This is a genomic window from Pseudoalteromonas ostreae (genome assembly GCF_018069805.1).
Classification (GTDB): domain Bacteria; phylum Pseudomonadota; class Gammaproteobacteria; order Enterobacterales; family Alteromonadaceae; genus Pseudoalteromonas; species Pseudoalteromonas ostreae.
The window spans coordinates 79,022-94,704 of the sequence record NZ_JAGPYN010000009.1; the positions used below are offsets into that span (position 1 = coordinate 79,022).

Sequence of the window (15,683 nt, forward strand, 5' to 3'; positions counted from 1 at the left end):
ACACTTAACTATTTTATTTGCACAAACGAGGCATTCATATGATAGTAGGCCTTATAAATAGCAGTAATCGCATAGGACAAATATGATCAAACTACTTTTAACCTCAAGTATAATTCTATCCTCCTTTTCCGTCTTTGGTGCCAACCTAACAGTTGAAGAACAACGTATTGAAAAAGCAAACAGCGCGATGCCGCAAGTTTTAACTGCATTTTCAGAGCAAATAAAACTATTTAAGAACAATTGGAAAAGTTTAAAAAGCTATAAGCAGGCAACCGACTTAGTTCATGATCATTCAAGCCGGCTATGGCTCGACGCAAAACAACGCATTATAGCTAGTAAGAGTTATGATGATCGCGAGCTTTACTGGGCTCGTCTACTTTTAAGCAAAATAATCCGTACCACAAAACCTGAATTTGTACTAACAGCTGCCGAGCAAAGTACATTATTAACAATGTTAGAAATTGGCAGTCGCGGCCGCACAGACCTTGCCTACTCTAAAAACACCACAAAAAAGATTTTATTAACAGGTTTTGATCCATTCTTATTGGATAGAAACATCAATCAAAGTAATCCATCCGGTGTTGCCGCATTATTACTCGACGGCCAAGTAATTACTTATCAAGGTATCAGTGCCGAAATAAATACTGTTATGGTGCCTGTTCGCTATAAAGACTTTGATCAAGGTATTATTGAAGAACTACTCGCCCCTTATTACGCACTGAATAACGTAGACATGGTAGTTACCGTTAGCATGGGTAGTAAACACTTTGACCTAGAACGCTTTCCAGGTAAACGGCGCAGCGTAACCGCCCCCGACAATGCAAATATAGTTTACGGCGGTACAGCAAAAGCACCACTTATTCCAAGTTTAAACGACCGTCCATTACCAGGGAACGAATTTGTAGAGTTCAGCCTACCCGTCACGCAAATGCAGCAAGCCAAAGGGGCATTTCCAATAAATGACAATCACAACGTTATTACACTCGAAAAAGCCTTTGCGCCTAAAATGTTAGCGGTACTAAAAGATGCGATTGCAGTAAAAGGCGGCGGTGGCGGTTACCTGTCTAACGAAATTTCGTACCGCAGTATTCGCCTGCGTGATCAACTCAATTCAGATATTCCAACTGGGCATATTCATACTCCGCGTGTAGCGCAGTTTGAACCAGAAACAGAAGCTAAAATAGTTAAGCAAATTCAAGCAATGTTAGAACAAAGCCTTGTAGCTTTATAAAACGATTTATAAAGTAAATTATTGCTAAAAATATGACTACAGGCTTACTCCTCTAGTTAGTTTAAATGCTATTTCGCGCCCCATGCAGCAATCAATTTTTCAAACTGAGCCTGCACATTGTTATTATTGATACCTTGTGTTTGTTGGTTAATTGCATTAACGAGCTCAGTAAATGACGTTTGGTTATTGTTACTGGTAACCGCCGCAGTTAGCGCATTCACAGCCGCTTTATTATCTAAACCTTGAATATTCACACCAAGGCTTTGTAATAATTGGCTGTAATCGTGGCTTAGGTTGTTTTTACTGAGTTTAGCTGCAATCTCTTCCAGTGATTGATGCAAATAACCAATTTGCTCCACCGCCATCATCACTGGACTGCCGGCGCCATCAAGTTTATTTAAACGTACAAAGTCACCTTTAATTTGACTAAAGCGCTGCTGCTGCTCTGCGCTTAAGGTGCCACGCAGTTCACCGAGTTTAAGTAAGTTCTCTTCAGAGCCTTTACTGAGTGTTTGCGCTTCACCACGATAATGGTCACAAATTAAGTTTTCTAGCTCTTCGTCATTCATGGCAGCAACGACTTTTTCTGCCATTTTATTCATATTACGGTAGCTGCCTTGCAATTTAAATGGCGGCTCTGTGCGATAATTATTATCTTGCGCGGCTGAGGCAATATACTGGGCGTTCACTTTTAGTACGGTATTGCGAATAGTGATTAATCGGCTGAGTACCGCTTTAATTTCGTTAACTTCCGCTTGTGAATAGCCGTGCTCAAGCTCATTTAATGAAATATCTTCGCCTTGGCACATCCGCACTAACTTATACAAATCTTCCATGTTGCGGTTAGCCAATGGCGCTAATACTGCATTAGATGTTAGCGCATTTTCTATAAAGCTCATGGCAAACTCTTGCTCACACCCGGCTAAGGTATCGCCAAGATTATAAATATCGGCGCGGTTTGCCAACATATCAGGAATTTTAAAGCTCTCACCAGATTCCGTATACGGGTTACCTGCCATCACTACGGCAAACTTTTTACCGCGTAAATCATAGGTTTTACTTTTACCGTTCCACACCCCGTCAATACGTCTTGAGCCATCACACAAAGAAATAAACTTTTGTAAAAACTCAGGGTTAGTATGCTGAATATCATCTAAATACAGCATCACGTTATTGCCCATTTCAAAGCTCTGATTGATTTTTGCAATCTCTTTTTCAGCAGTAGCATTAATGGCTTGAGCAGGATCGAGTGACACCTGATCGTGCCCTATCGACGGGCAATTTACTTTTACAAAAGTCAGCCCTAAACGGTTAGCAACGTATTCAACTAAGGTGGTTTTACCGTAACCTGGCGGCGAGATCAGTAATAGCATGCCCATTAAATCAGTGCGTTTGTTTTTACCTGCTGAGCCAATTTGTTTTGCTAAGTTATCACCAATAATTGGGAAGTACACTTTATTGATCAGCTGATTACGTACAAACGAGCTAAGTGGCCTGGCTTTAAATTCATCAAGTTGCAGACGCTCTTTTTGCGCCGCTAAAATATCACTGCGCAATGCATGATATTGCTCAAAAGCAGGTACTTGCTCAGTGATGTATTTACGAGTTCTGGCATAAAACTCTGCATAATCAACATGTAAAGTTTGCTCTTGCACGCGTTTATGCTGCCCCATTAAACGCTCAACTTGGGTGTTTGGGGTGACGTCCAACACAGTGTATTTTAATGGTGTGGTGGCACTGAGATGCAAGTAGTTAGCCGCTTCCGCCTGCACCATCGCCGACACTTTAGGATTTTGCATGCAGTACGCATTAAGCCAACTTAAAAATAATAATGCCCGCTCATCAGTTTGCTTTACGTTTTCACAGGCCTGAGCAAGCTCGTTGCTATAACCTTTAGCTTTAGCGTCACTACTAAACTGTTCAGCCAAATTTTTAGCTTGCTGAGAGACGATAAACAACTGTTGATCCGCGGTTTTTTGTTGCGCTAATTGCTGCACTAAATAAGCGGCGGCTAAGTCAGTGGATAAATCAGCAAAGCGTGCTGATAATTTGCTAACTTGAGTTAAAAAGTCGTTGATCTGTTCACTTAATTGCGCGGTTAAGGTGCTGATAAAACTAGTCGCGGCAAAGTGTTTATCCATCAAAATAGCATTGCTTGCTTGATGGAAATACTCACTCTGCTGCGCGGCAGATAATTGCGCACTAAACAGCTGCGCAACAATGCGGCAACTGGCCGGATAAATAAGTAAGTCTAGACTATTTTTTTGCGTCAATAAGGTGTCAATAATTGCCCATGCATCGTGGTCATGAATGCCTTTTTCATAACCTTCTTGATAGCGTGGTTCAGCAAATTTTTTCACCAGCTGCAATAATTGTTTATCTCTTTGTGCTTGCTCTAATTGTACAAAAGTCAGCGAGTGCTCACTGTTTTCACAAGCGAGTAATATTTGCGCAGCTAAATACTCACCACGATAAACCGCCTCACTTTCCGAAACTAATGTTTGTTGCCACAAATGACGGCTTTGCTGTAACGTTTGTAAGCTTTTCTCATCTGTTATTGGCTCAAAATAATCAGTACCCGTTAAGTGTAGCATCAGCTGCTCGTCACGCGGCAATAAGGTTAAATCGAGTAATTGCTTATTAACACTAAAAGCGTGCTTACCAATACTGACCGTATTGCCGCCGTCAGTGAAAATATCTTGTTTATCACGTAACGAACGTATGCCCTGATCTTTACTGGCTTTTAGCTTTGATTGGATGTCATCGGCACGAATTTCATCGCCTAACTCTTTAAGCTCACTAGTCAATGCACGAAGCTTGCTGATCATAGGATCGGCGGCAAAATAAGTATTTAATGCATCAAGCTCAGTAAAGCTTTGCGCACGGCGGTTAACGCCTTGCAATATACGCTCAGCAGCATTGGCTAAATTTAGAGCGCGGCGCTGACGGGTATCAATTAAGCTTTGTTTATGCGCTTCAAAGTTTTCGTATACGTCATCACGTTTGGCAATGATCTCTGTCAGGTATTCGTCAAAATCACTAAATTGCGATTCCAGCTCTTCAAGCTGAATTAGTAAACGCGAAAGCTGATCGTCACATGCCTCTGGAGTTTTGGCATTATTCAATGCATTGGTAATGCTTTGCGAAAACAGTTTAAAGCGTGCGGCAAATTCAGCTTTAGCTTCAACACTGCCAAGGCTCTTTTGGCGGATTTCAATACTCGCTTTAGCACGATTAACCAACGCATAAACAGCACTGATATCTTCGAGGATTTGTGTGCGCACACGGCTGTCGTCGATGTCTAAATCAAGCATAGTGTGGTTAAGTAAATCCAGCTCTACACTTTGCGCATCTAATTGGGTAATATAGGTCTTCAGCTCGCTAACGCTTTCGCTTTTACTGCTTAGCTCTTCAAGCTCTTTAAGTTTTTCGTGGTACGGCGCCAGCGCGCTGTCTTGTTGTAAAAACGCAGCAGTTGCTTGGCTTACTTCCACCAACCGTGTATCAATCTCACTTTGTAAGTTATTCAGTGCAGCAATATCTATATATTTAATATCTTCAAGGCTTATTACTTGGCCTTTGAGCATTTTTAATGCATCAATACCTTGCACAAATTGCGGTGCGACTTTAAAGCTATCAGGGCGTACTTCTCGGGTTACATCAGTGTAGTGCTTATTAATATCCACCAAGGCTTGCTTGGCTTTGTTTTGAATTTCGGTGACTTTTTCAAACTCATCAAGCACTTGCTCGGCAGTTTCAAAAATACTATGCAGATTTTTCGCGATTTCTGCAAATTCGCTTTCGTTAAGCCAATGATAACGGTCAAAAATATTTCGGCTAAGAGCAATCAAATCTTCATAATGAAATAAGGTCGGGCTTTGCTCGCTAATAGCTTTGCAGACACTGTATAAATCAGAAATACCGCGAACTAAATCTGGGTTCCCGATTTTGCCAAAAAAACTAGTAAGTGGCGGCGCATTAGCTGCAAACTCGGCGGATACAAATGGGCTTTGCCAAATTTGAATTGGGTGTACTCGCTCCGCTTGGTCTTTATCAGCCTTAAAGGTGAGTGTTATACCATCGTTGTAAATAGCATAGCCGTGACAATAAATCGGGTTTTGTAGGTTTTTATCAATAATATTATAGGCAAAAAGTGCGTAACGGCCTTCACTTGGCTCGTAAAACACGTATAAAACATCTTCGCCGTTCGGTGACTTTATATGTCGGTGAAATTCTAAATCGTCTATTTGCTCTTCAAACGAGCGTGCTTGTCCTGATTGTAAGTAGTAACCGCCTGGAAAAATAATGCCGTGATCTTCAGGTAAAGTAACGCATGCACTGCCGATTGCATCTTGGCGCATGACCTGCTGAGTGCGGGTATTATAAATAAAATAGCGCCATATTTTTTCACGGTACGGCTGAATTTTTAGCAGCACTAAATCACCGACCAGCGCGTATTCTACTTCGCTATCAGCAAGGGATTGGTTTTTATCATCAACAGGCTCTTGATAAATCCCTTCACCGGTGTCGGTGCTGTTTTCTATTTTAATGGTCAGTGAGCCGCCGATCGTTTCAACAAACACTTCATCGGCGATGTTGATATGAGCGTGGCGCCCTTCTATGTGGTTACTTCGGTCAGTTTTGAGCCATTCAAAATCATAGTCATGTGCGTGTTGAATATCACGCTCACCACGGTTATCGATATAATTAATGGTGTTGTCTGGGTGAATTTCCCAGCGAAAAACCCGTACATCCGATAACTTGTCACCGATTTGGAATAACGCAAACAGCTTGCCATTTTGTTGGTATAAATGCTGTAGGCTAGTTTGTTTGTAGTAGGTATACAGTTCTTCAAAATCACGAATAAAACGACTATCGGTTAAAAAACGCGTTGTCTCTGGGTAAGGCTCAATTTCGTAATGGTCGTCTTGCTCCACCAGCTTTTGTACACTAAATACATCACTGATTGCGATTTCTTTTTTTAATCCCAAAAATACGTTGTAAGCAAAGATAACTTTATCGCCAATAATCACGATATCGCGCGGGGTACAATTTTGCTCCGTACGAACGCGAACACGCCCTTTTACTTGTAGATCAGTGCTACCAAACTCGTTAATACGCTGAGTATTTACATCGTCTATTTGCGTTTTTAAATCAGCACCAAAATTATTTAAGCGGCGTTTAATTAAGTCGTACGAGCCTTGCTCTAGCGCGTGTTGAGTTGCGTCCGTCATGAAACCAATCCTGAAATTTAATAGAAGTTAGCCGTAACAACCGCTGTTACGGCTAATAAACTTAGCGCACTAGTCTTTTGGATCTAGCTTAATTTTGTCATCTAAGCCACCACCTAAGTTACCGCCTAACATGCTTAGCAATTGGCTTTTTTCAGCCGCAGAGGTATTACTTAACTGCTTTAATAACTTACTCATGTTAAAGTTTTTCAGTGTTTCGGCTGAACCATTCGCCCCAGCTAACACCCCTTTTAGGTCTTCAATTAAATTACGATCACCGTTTAAGTGATCTTTAAATACGGTTTGTACGGTTTTACTTTCATCAACTAAGCCATCAATTGATTTACCCAAACTGATTGCACTCATAAATTGATTAAAGAACTGACCATCGCCACCCATAATATTAATATCAGCATTACCTAAGGCTTTCGCCATAATGTGTGCTTGATGCTCGGCAATATCTTTGCTGGCTGAAATTTTTGCCAATACGAGCTCTTTTTGTTGGTTAAGCTGCAGCGTAAAGCTTTCGTAATCGCGAGCATCTTGATCCATCGCGTTCAAGGCTTGTAGCTTCTCTTCTAGGCCTTTTGCTTCGGCGCGCATCTTGCGCTCAAGGTTAATCGCTTCCACTTCACCCTGTTTCTCATTCGCATCAGCCATGGCTGTTTGTACTTGCGCCTGAGATAAACCAATTTCACGGTTACCTTGTGCTTCAGCTTCAAGTTTTTGACGCATTACTTTAGCATCAGTTTCACCTTGAATTGCATTTGCTTCGGCCTTCGCTTTAATAACATCCGCTTCCGCAAGGCCCTTAGCGGCTGTTTCAACTTGCTGTGCCTGCGCTAAAATTTTCTTAGACTCAGCCTGTTGATTGGCAATTCTAAGCTCTGCATTGGCCATTGTTTCAAGCTCACGGGCCTTGTATTCTGCCGCTTGCTCTTGTGCTTTTGCCGCTTCAATGTCTTTTACTAATGACTCTTCAGCTTCGGCTTTGGCACGAATAATTACCGCTTCTTTTTCACGCTCTGCACCTGCGAGTACTTTCACATCTTTAATGCGCTCTTCTTCTTCAGCCACTGATTTTTCAACAATCACGCGATCACGCACTACATCGGCAATTTCTTTACGTTCTACTTCCAGTGCTTTTTCTTTATTGATGCGCAGGATTTCGGTTTCTCTTTCACGTTCGATCACTTCAATTTCACGTGAACGAGCAACTTTCTCTTCTTCAATACCCAAAACGCGTAATCGGTTTTGCTCAGCAATATCAAGTTCACGTTGTTTGTTTTGTTCGGCGATACCAATTGCTTCATCGGCTTGTAAGCGTGCTTGCTCTGATTTGAGGCGTTCTTCTTGACGCACTTTTTCAGCTTCTGCAAATTCACGGGCTTTTACAGTCTCTATTTCGCGCACCTGACGTGACATGGCATCTTGTTTTTGACGCTCAATTTCCAGCGTCTTCTCGGTGGCTTCTTGATTTTGGATCTCAATCTTAGCGCGTTCATCACACTTTAATTGATTGGTAGATACATTTTGTACTGCAGTCATTTCAGTGATGCGGCGAATACCTTCGGCATCGAGAATATTTTGCGGATCGAGCTTATCAATTGAGGTTTGTTCAAGGTAATCAATAGCAACATCTTCAAGTGAATAACCCGATAAATCTTGGCCAATCACTTCTTTAATATTATCGCGAAATTCATTTCGGTGAGTAAATAACTCAACAAAATCCATTCGCTTACCAACGGTTTTAAGTGCTTCTGAGAATTTCGCTTCAAACAATTCTTGTAATGTGGCGTGCTCTGATGCACGGGCGCAACCGACTTGCTTAGCAACACGTAAAATATCTTCTTTGTTTTCGTTAACACGAATATAAAAAGTAATGGCGATATCTGCGCGAATATTATCTTTACAGATCAAACCGCCTTTATCTTTACGTTCAAGCACCATGCGCTTGGTTGAAATGTCCATCACTTCCATTTTATGGATCACAGGGTAAACGATTCCGCCCGTAGTGGTGACATCGGGCTCGTTCTTCATTTTATTAATGATCAGTGCTTGGCCTTGCTCTACCTTACGATAAAACTTGCCGATAATTAGCAAAATCGCAAAAATAACAGCGATTGCTATACCTACAAATGTCAATATAGGTATGAGATTATCTAAAAATTCCATGTTATGTCCTAACGTGATTATCGATTTATTATGTGTTACTTACCCCTAAATAAACTAAGGTATTACCAAGGTTTGGCGGTAATAATGTAACAGTGTTGCTCTTTGAGGTGTTCAAGCAACACCGCAGTGTCACCTGATGTAAATTGCTCGTCATTTTCAGCTCTAACTTCAAGTAACTGCTCAGTACCTTGAAATTTAACCCGTGCTTGGCCAAATGTATTAGTTACTTTGCCAGTAACAACAACACATTCTAAACCCAGTAAATCTGAACTTTTCGAGGTTTGCGCGCTGCTAAAAAAGCGCTGTAAGGGCCGAGATATAATGGCCGCAATTGGCATAGCAATCAGTAAACAAACGCCCAGCATTAGCACGCCAAAAATATAAAACCAGATACCATCGCCTAACAGATAGGCAAAAAACTTATGGGCATAGATGCTGATCAACCAGCTACTCATCACTACGAGACTAATAGATACAGTAATTGGGATGCCACCAAACCCCATGCTAAACCATGAACTCAAGCCTGAGCTTTGCGACGCATCGGCTTCAATTTCTAGATCTGATTCAAACATATCAATGTCAGCAAAGCCAATAAGGGTTATTAGCCAAAACAACATCACAACTAACAACAGGGCTGAAAAAATAACGGTGGGGAAAGTAAGCGCTAAGTTTAAAAATTCCATCATTACAACTATCCATTTATTTTAAACGCAGTAGGCGATAAAACTTTTTATCATTTAGTCGCGTAAATGTTAAGTGTTTTATGGAAAATCAACGTTGTTAATATAAAAAATTGTAAATGAATGACTACTTTGAAACGTTAACTTAGCTTAATTAACGACTTAAGGGCTAAATTAATAGTCGAGTAGAACTAGCAATCAACATTAATTGGCTATAACATTCGCGCTTTATTTTTGTACCCATAGCAACGAAACTATATATAAATCGTCAAGAAAGGACACAAATGCGTTATTTTCTGCCTATTTCATTACTTGCGTTATCTTGCTCTGCCACTGTTAATGCGCAGCAGTCTGAAACTCGTCAATGGTTCAACTCAATTCAATACACAACCTTAGAAAATACAGGTTATGACTATGACACTATGTACTTATCGAGCCATTATTATTTTGCGCCGCAGCAAAACTCTGGCGTATGGGATGATTACGGCTACTTAGACACTGATTCAAATATCAAATTAGATTATTCCAATAATGATTTAGCCAACAGCTTTGGCGTATTTGGCGAAGGTTTTTACGGTAACTGGTTTGCAAACTTAGAATTTTCTGATTTGAGTGAAACAGATGATTACTCTGTAGGTGTTGGTTATTTATTTGCTGACGATCTAAAAGTATCTGTGCAAATGCAAGAGTTTGAAAATATCGACACGATCTATCGGTTTACAGCGCAATATAACTATCAACTTAATGATAGCGATTACCTAGGCCTTACAGCTAACACTGACGATGAATTAGAAATATGGAGCTTATCAACTCGCTATTTTGCACATCTTAATGCTGATAGTTATTTAGCTGTAGATGTTGCTTATCACTATAATAACTTTAATCCTTATATAACTAGCCTTGCAAATTATTATTTTAATCGCCATGTTGCGGTTGGTGCAGGTGTTGCTGATTCTAAATTATTACTTGAAGCTAAGTACTTCATTGATAGTCAATATTACTTCACTGCTAACTTTTTCGACAGAGCGGACGGTGAGGTATATAGCATTAAATTTGTCGCACAGTTTTAATAAGTAAAAAGTCAAAAACGCCGCTATTTAGCGGCGTTTTATTTTGTGGCTATGACAACCTAAGTTACATATTACCCAGCTTTATCATCATTGCTGTATACATTTTAAGGTTGAGCTTAAGTTGTTCAACTGTAATAAACTCATGCTCTGAGTGGCCGGTGTAGCGCTTACCAGGCATTGATGGCCCAAACGATACCGCATTATCAAATAACTTGGCATTGGTGCCACCACCAATAGATACAAACCCAGCCTCTTGATCACCGGTAAAGTGTTTAAAAATATCTAATAATGCTTGTGCGTGTGGCGCGTTATCTAGCAACATAGGTGTGCCAATAACAATATTTGTCTCTTTAAGCTGTACTTGATTATTCGCCTGCCATTGTGCAAGTGCACTATCAATCTGCTGTTTAAGAAGCGCTTCATCTTTCCCCATTGGGCGGCGCATATTAACTGATAAAGTAATGGCATTGCCATCACGCTTTATAACCGTAGGAGAAACCGTCATTGGTCCCATAAAGTCATGGCTGTAAGCTATATCACCAAACTGCTTACCATATAAATCAAGTCCAATTAGCTGATTGATAAACTCTATCGCTTGGCCATCGCTATTGTTTTCAAGCTCAATACCTTTAAACACTTCAGCTAAATGAGCAATCGCGTTATGTCCTAATTCTGGTTCAGATGAATGCGCAGACATGCCTTTAACTGCTACTTTAATACCAGAATCAAGCTCTGTAATAGCAATTTTTACATTACTCATTTTTGCTACATTATCATTTAACTTAGCAATATTTTCCGCAGTCGCATTGTGTAAAATCACACTGGCATCTTCTGGTATTTGGCTAACAAAGGCACCGCCTTGTAACTGATTAACATAAGGACTGGTTTGCTGCGAAGTACCAACAAACGTTGAGCCTATTAAACTCCAGCCCTTTTCAGCGACAACCACTGGGTATGAGGCATCAATCGTCACCGCATATTTAGGTTGTTGATAGGTTTTCATAAACTCTTCAAGTGGGCCCCAATCAGATTCCTCGGCTAAATAAATCATCAACTCAATGCGGTTATCAAGCTCAATATTTTGATCTTTAATTGCTTTCATTGCATAAAGTGCCGTGGCAATGGCGCCCTTATCATCTTCAGTTCCACGCGCAATCAATTTGCCAGGCTCTGAGGTGCTGTCTATTTTAAACGGGCTGTGCAGCCATTTACTGGCATCCGCTGGTTGCACATCACCATGGGTCACTACAGTTACTTTATCACTTTGTTCACCCATACCAATTAATACTGTGTAACCTAAGTCTTGGTAGTCAAAACCAAGCTCTGCCGCTTTCATTTTTAACAGCGCTTTAAAACCAATGAAGTCTGGATTATCAGGAGTATCGATACCGCTTTTATTAACTGTCGGGTATGATACTAAATTAGCTAAAGTATGAATTTGGGCATCTTGATATGTATCTACTGCGTACTTTGCAGCGGCATCACTAACTTGATTAAGATTCGCATCGGCGCTGGCAACTACAAGAGCGAGACTGGCTAAAACAAACTTTTTCAAAGCAATTTCCTATTTTTTAAGACCAAGAATTGGATAAATCAACATACTTACCGATTGTAACGCCGATTTGCATTACGAAGCCAGCATTGTAGTCAGAGAGTTTTGAGTTTTACCGCAAATATTTAAATAGCTAATAACACCAATAACGCTGTATACTACGTCACCAATTTTAAGCAGCAGATCTTGTAAAATGAACCGTAGAAAGAAGATCGTAACTAAATTTCAGAAAAAAGATAAACGCGCTAACGCAAAATTGCACAAAAGTAATAAGCCTGGTTATGTTTCAAAAGCAGAACGTGAAAAGCTTACTTTAGCCAATTTTGAACCCCCTACATTTTGTCAGGAAAGTACCGAAACTGATGAGAAAAACAACGCGCAGTGAAAAATAAAGTGTTCATTAAAACGCTCAAAACCCGCCTGCGCAATATTGGGTACTAAGCAATTATGCTGACAAACTTCAATAATCACTAAGAGGCGTTTATGTACAACTTACCTACCGCGATTCTTAGTGCTCATCAAGAATGTTCTGTGAACTACCACTTAAGTTAATAGTTCCACGAGTAAAAACCTAAATTTTATAAATGAAAAATACTGAGCCTCGTGTTAGTAGACTTTGCTATAACGGCTATTACTTATTAAAATTTTTTCAATCTAAGTAAACTACCCGCCAGTGTGCGCTTGGCATTTATGATAAGTTATCGCCTATTTATGGGAAGTAACCTGCAAAAAGAACCATGAAAGATCAACAGGTCCTAGCCATTAAAACAAAAAAGCAACTTGAGCAATTTCAATCAGGCAGGCACTCTTTTACTTTGTCACACTAGCGTCACTTCTGAATAAATATATAACGAGTAACCATGAAAAATACACACCTGCAACGCATTCATCATGTTTGTGATTATATAAACCATCATATTGATGAGCCACTGACATTAGATAGTTTAAGTGTTGTTGCATGTTGTTCTAAATTTCATTTCCATCGCTTATTTATGTCAATAACGGGGGTAAGTGTTACTAAATATACACAGTTTGCACGCTTAAAACGCGCCTCTTATCGGCTTGCTTTTGAACATCACAAACGCATCATTGATATTGCATTAGAGGCAAATTTTGAAAGCCCTGAAGCATTTAGCCGTGCTTTCAAACGCGTATTTGAACAATCCCCGAGTCAATTCAGAAGCACACCAAACTGGCCGCATTGGCATGCGCAGTTTGACTTTAAAACACCTGAATTAAAGAGTAATGATATGAAAGTAGAAATTGTTCACTTTGCACCACAAGCTGTTGCACTGTTAACTCACAACGGTGCAGCCACTAAGCTAATGGAAACAGCTGCACTGTTTATTCAATGGCGAAAAGAGTCAGGCTTATCACCAGTAAAAGCCAGTCATACTTATGGCATCCCTTATAGTGATCCTGCGGTAACTGATGACGACGATTTTCGCTTTGACTTCGCAGGTAGTGTAGAGAAACCCATTAGCGATAACCAATATGGAGTAAGAAATGGCGAGATCCCTGCCGGTCGTTGTGCAGTAATTAGGCACCTTGGTAGTCATGACTCTATCAGCGACACTGTTTATTATTTATATCGTCAATGGTTACCAAACAGCGCTGAAGAAGTCAGAGATTTTCCGTGCTTCTTTCATTACTTAAATCTCATTCATGAAGTAGATGAGTGTGATTTAATAACTGATATTTATTTGCCGCTAAAATAATAACTAACTGTAGAGTCAAAATCTGATAATTGCCTCTACAGTATATTCCCTATTACAATTACCTCACTTCTAAGGGCTTTAAGAAAGAGGTAAAGTGATACGTATAAAGGCTCGCCACATAGCAAACGACCCCACTTGCCACGACCAGTTCAAACGTTGCTAAATACTGGATTTGTTTAACAAACAGTAGATTAATATCCAGTGTCTGCATCCATACGGCAAGTTTAAATAATGCGGTAGCGCCAATGACCATAGGAAAGGTAAATGCAGCGTAGCCTGGGCAAAATGGACGGCGCAGTAATTTAAAAAATGCGACGTAAATTATAACGGTCATCAGTACCGCAATCCCAAATAACAAACCAATAATAACCGGCGATGGCTCGCTTATCACCGTGAAGTAACCAGCTAACGATAAACTTGCCGGCGCGGCTAAAATAGCCAGTGTAGGCTGTGCAGCATCTACAATGTGAGCTGCAAAAATGATTCGGTAAATCATCATAGGTAACATAACTGCATACATAAGCATGCCAAAATACAAGGCGCCTTGTGCTAAAAATAGCAGAGCCGGATTCCCCGAAAACGCGACATCGGCAACGATGATCCCAACCGGCGGTACAAACCAGCTTGGTAGCATATGTTCAATTTTAAATTCACTCACACGATGAGCAATAAAGCAGATTAAAAACACCACATGTAATAAAAATGCACCAACCCAAAGCACATCTCCCGCAAGGGAGTAAAACTGCCCTAAAGAATTAGACACCACTAAAGTGGCCATTGCAAAAGTAGGCACCACACTGCCTGCAACAGGGTGTGCTAAATCGGCTTTAAGCAGCTGAGGATGCAATAAAAACTTAAGTGTTAATAATAGCAATAATAAGCTCGCAATAGCGGCACCGGTAAATTGTGCCACGCCATCAAGGTTAAACATATTCTCCCAAGCCCAACCTAGGCTAGCAATGCCTAATGCTAATCCACCCATAGGAGTGGGTGCGCCTGATACTTTCGTTTTTATATGCTTAAACATCTCTATTCTACCCTGTGGTTTTAACTTACAGAGAAGCTTACGCTTGCATTTTGTTTAATTAAATCCAATCATATAGAACATGCGTTCATAAAAACTAAACACAGCATCATGAATATTTCCCTTAAACAGCTCAAAGTGTTTGTAGGCATAACCCAGCACAGCACGCTTACAGCAGCGTCAGAGTCACTGTTTTTATCTAAAGCGGCGGTGAGCATGGCACTTAGCGAGCTTGAAAAGCAGTTAGGTCAGCCGTTATTTGATCGTGTAAATAACCGATTACTATTAAATCAAGAAGGGCAAAAGCTACTGCCCCTTGCTGATGAGCTATTAAGTCGAGCAAACACTATCGACAAGCTGTTTTTAGACAACGCCCCTACTAGTGGCAGCTTAAAAGTTGGTGCCAGCGACACCATAGGCAATCATGTATTGCCTGCTTTGTTGAGTAACTTTAGGGCGCAACAACAGCATTACTCGCAGCAAATACTGATTTCTAATTCGGCGCTTATTTGTCAAAAGCTCATAGATTATGAGCTAGATATAGCACTTATTGAGGGCCAAGCCCATCAAGGCGATTTAATCTCTAATGTGTTTAGCCATGACGCCATGTGTGTTATTGCGCCAATAAACCACCCACTGGCGGCAGTAAAGCAAGTTAGTTTTAGCGATTTAGATAATAGCCAATGGGTATTAAGAGAAATCGGTTCAGGCTCGCGTTCGTTCTTTTTACACAGCCTTGCGCCACAAATTAAAAACTGGACGCAAAACATAGAGCTCAACACCACTGAAGCGCTTATAAATTGTGTGGCTAATGGCTTAGGCTTAGGGTGCTTATCATCTCTCGCCGCGCAATATGCCCTAAAAGATGGCCGCGTTACAAAGCTTAATTTAAACCACTCAATGGACCGAGAGTTTTGGTTAGTGATGCATAAAGACAAATACAAAAATCCGTTGTTAACGCAATTTATTGATTTTTGCCACCAGCAATAATATAGCCATGTT

The 15,683-nt window shown here is 40.5% G+C and carries 10 protein-coding genes; 5 read left to right on the plus strand and 5 right to left on the minus strand.

The features are described from left to right. Nucleotides 1-82: 82 nt before the first annotated feature. Nucleotides 83-1,231 (plus strand): hypothetical protein, encoded by a 1,149-nt coding sequence (locus tag J7338_RS09035; RefSeq protein ID WP_210796764.1) that lies wholly within the window; start codon nucleotides 83-85, stop codon nucleotides 1,229-1,231. A gap of 68 nt (nucleotides 1,232-1,299) precedes the next feature. On the opposite strand, the gene J7338_RS09040 is transcribed toward J7338_RS09035, so the two are convergent. The 3 genes from J7338_RS09040 to J7338_RS09050 all read right to left on the minus strand — a co-directional run bounded on the left by J7338_RS09040 (nucleotide 1,300) and on the right by J7338_RS09050 (nucleotide 9,323). Continuing rightward, a complete protein-coding gene (locus J7338_RS09040) occupies nucleotides 1,300-6,465 on the minus strand; it encodes a DNA repair ATPase (protein WP_210796765.1) in 5,166 nt (1,721 codons plus the stop codon). Nucleotides 6,466-6,534: 69 nt separating this feature from the next. Continuing rightward, nucleotides 6,535-8,637: a flotillin family protein gene (locus J7338_RS09045; protein WP_210796766.1), complete on the minus strand. Its 2,103-nt coding sequence runs from the start codon at nucleotides 8,635-8,637 to the stop codon at nucleotides 6,535-6,537. 62 nt (nucleotides 8,638-8,699) lie between these two features. Then, nucleotides 8,700-9,323: an OB-fold-containig protein gene (locus J7338_RS09050; protein WP_228732955.1), complete on the minus strand. Its 624-nt coding sequence runs from the start codon at nucleotides 9,321-9,323 to the stop codon at nucleotides 8,700-8,702. Nucleotides 9,324-9,601: 278 nt separating this feature from the next. On the opposite strand from J7338_RS09050, the gene J7338_RS09055 reads away from it, so the two are divergent. Beyond that, nucleotides 9,602-10,387 (plus strand): putative porin, encoded by a 786-nt coding sequence (locus J7338_RS09055; protein ID WP_149980860.1) that lies wholly within the window; start codon nucleotides 9,602-9,604, stop codon nucleotides 10,385-10,387. 64 nt (nucleotides 10,388-10,451) lie between these two features. Here the strand turns inward: J7338_RS09055 and J7338_RS09060 are convergent, their stop codons facing one another. Then, complete coding sequence (locus tag J7338_RS09060) at nucleotides 10,452-11,942, minus strand: dipeptidase (protein WP_210796767.1); 1,491 nt, start codon at nucleotides 11,940-11,942, stop codon at nucleotides 10,452-10,454. Nucleotides 11,943-12,132: 190 nt separating this feature from the next. On the opposite strand from J7338_RS09060, the gene J7338_RS20800 reads away from it, so the two are divergent. Then, nucleotides 12,133-12,324 (plus strand): DUF2986 domain-containing protein, encoded by a 192-nt coding sequence (locus J7338_RS20800; RefSeq protein ID WP_228732956.1) that lies wholly within the window; start codon nucleotides 12,133-12,135, stop codon nucleotides 12,322-12,324. Nucleotides 12,325-12,799: 475 nt separating this feature from the next. Further along, nucleotides 12,800-13,657, plus strand: a complete 858-nt coding sequence (locus J7338_RS09070) for an AraC family transcriptional regulator (protein WP_210796768.1) — start codon at nucleotides 12,800-12,802, stop codon at nucleotides 13,655-13,657. A gap of 58 nt (nucleotides 13,658-13,715) precedes the next feature. Here the strand turns inward: J7338_RS09070 and J7338_RS09075 are convergent, their stop codons facing one another. Next, nucleotides 13,716-14,684, minus strand: coding sequence for a TDT family transporter (locus tag J7338_RS09075; RefSeq protein ID WP_210796769.1), 969 nt, complete (start codon nucleotides 14,682-14,684; stop codon nucleotides 13,716-13,718). Nucleotides 14,685-14,792: 108 nt separating this feature from the next. Between J7338_RS09075 and J7338_RS09080 the strand changes: the two genes are divergently transcribed. Further along, nucleotides 14,793-15,671, plus strand: coding sequence for a LysR family transcriptional regulator (locus tag J7338_RS09080; protein WP_210796770.1), 879 nt, complete (start codon nucleotides 14,793-14,795; stop codon nucleotides 15,669-15,671). Nucleotides 15,672-15,683: the final 12 nt, after the last annotated feature.

What these genes read in the sequence shown, in the direction of transcription:
- J7338_RS09035 (WP_210796764.1), top strand. Translation starts at nt 83, where the DNA reads ATGATCAAACTACTTTTAACCTCAAGTATAATTCTATCCTCCTTTTCC.
- J7338_RS09040 (WP_210796765.1), bottom strand. Translation starts at nt 6,465, where the DNA reads ATGACGGACGCAACTCAACACGCGCTAGAGCAAGGCTCGTACGACTTA.
- J7338_RS09045 (WP_210796766.1), bottom strand. Translation starts at nt 8,637, where the DNA reads ATGGAATTTTTAGATAATCTCATACCTATATTGACATTTGTAGGTATA.
- J7338_RS09050 (WP_228732955.1), bottom strand. Translation starts at nt 9,323, where the DNA reads ATGATGGAATTTTTAAACTTAGCGCTTACTTTCCCCACCGTTATTTTT.
- J7338_RS09055 (WP_149980860.1), top strand. Translation starts at nt 9,602, where the DNA reads ATGCGTTATTTTCTGCCTATTTCATTACTTGCGTTATCTTGCTCTGCC.
- J7338_RS20800 (WP_228732956.1), top strand. Translation starts at nt 12,133, where the DNA reads ATGAACCGTAGAAAGAAGATCGTAACTAAATTTCAGAAAAAAGATAAA.
- J7338_RS09070 (WP_210796768.1), top strand. Translation starts at nt 12,800, where the DNA reads ATGAAAAATACACACCTGCAACGCATTCATCATGTTTGTGATTATATA.
- J7338_RS09075 (WP_210796769.1), bottom strand. Translation starts at nt 14,684, where the DNA reads ATGTTTAAGCATATAAAAACGAAAGTATCAGGCGCACCCACTCCTATG.
- J7338_RS09080 (WP_210796770.1), top strand. Translation starts at nt 14,793, where the DNA reads ATGAATATTTCCCTTAAACAGCTCAAAGTGTTTGTAGGCATAACCCAG.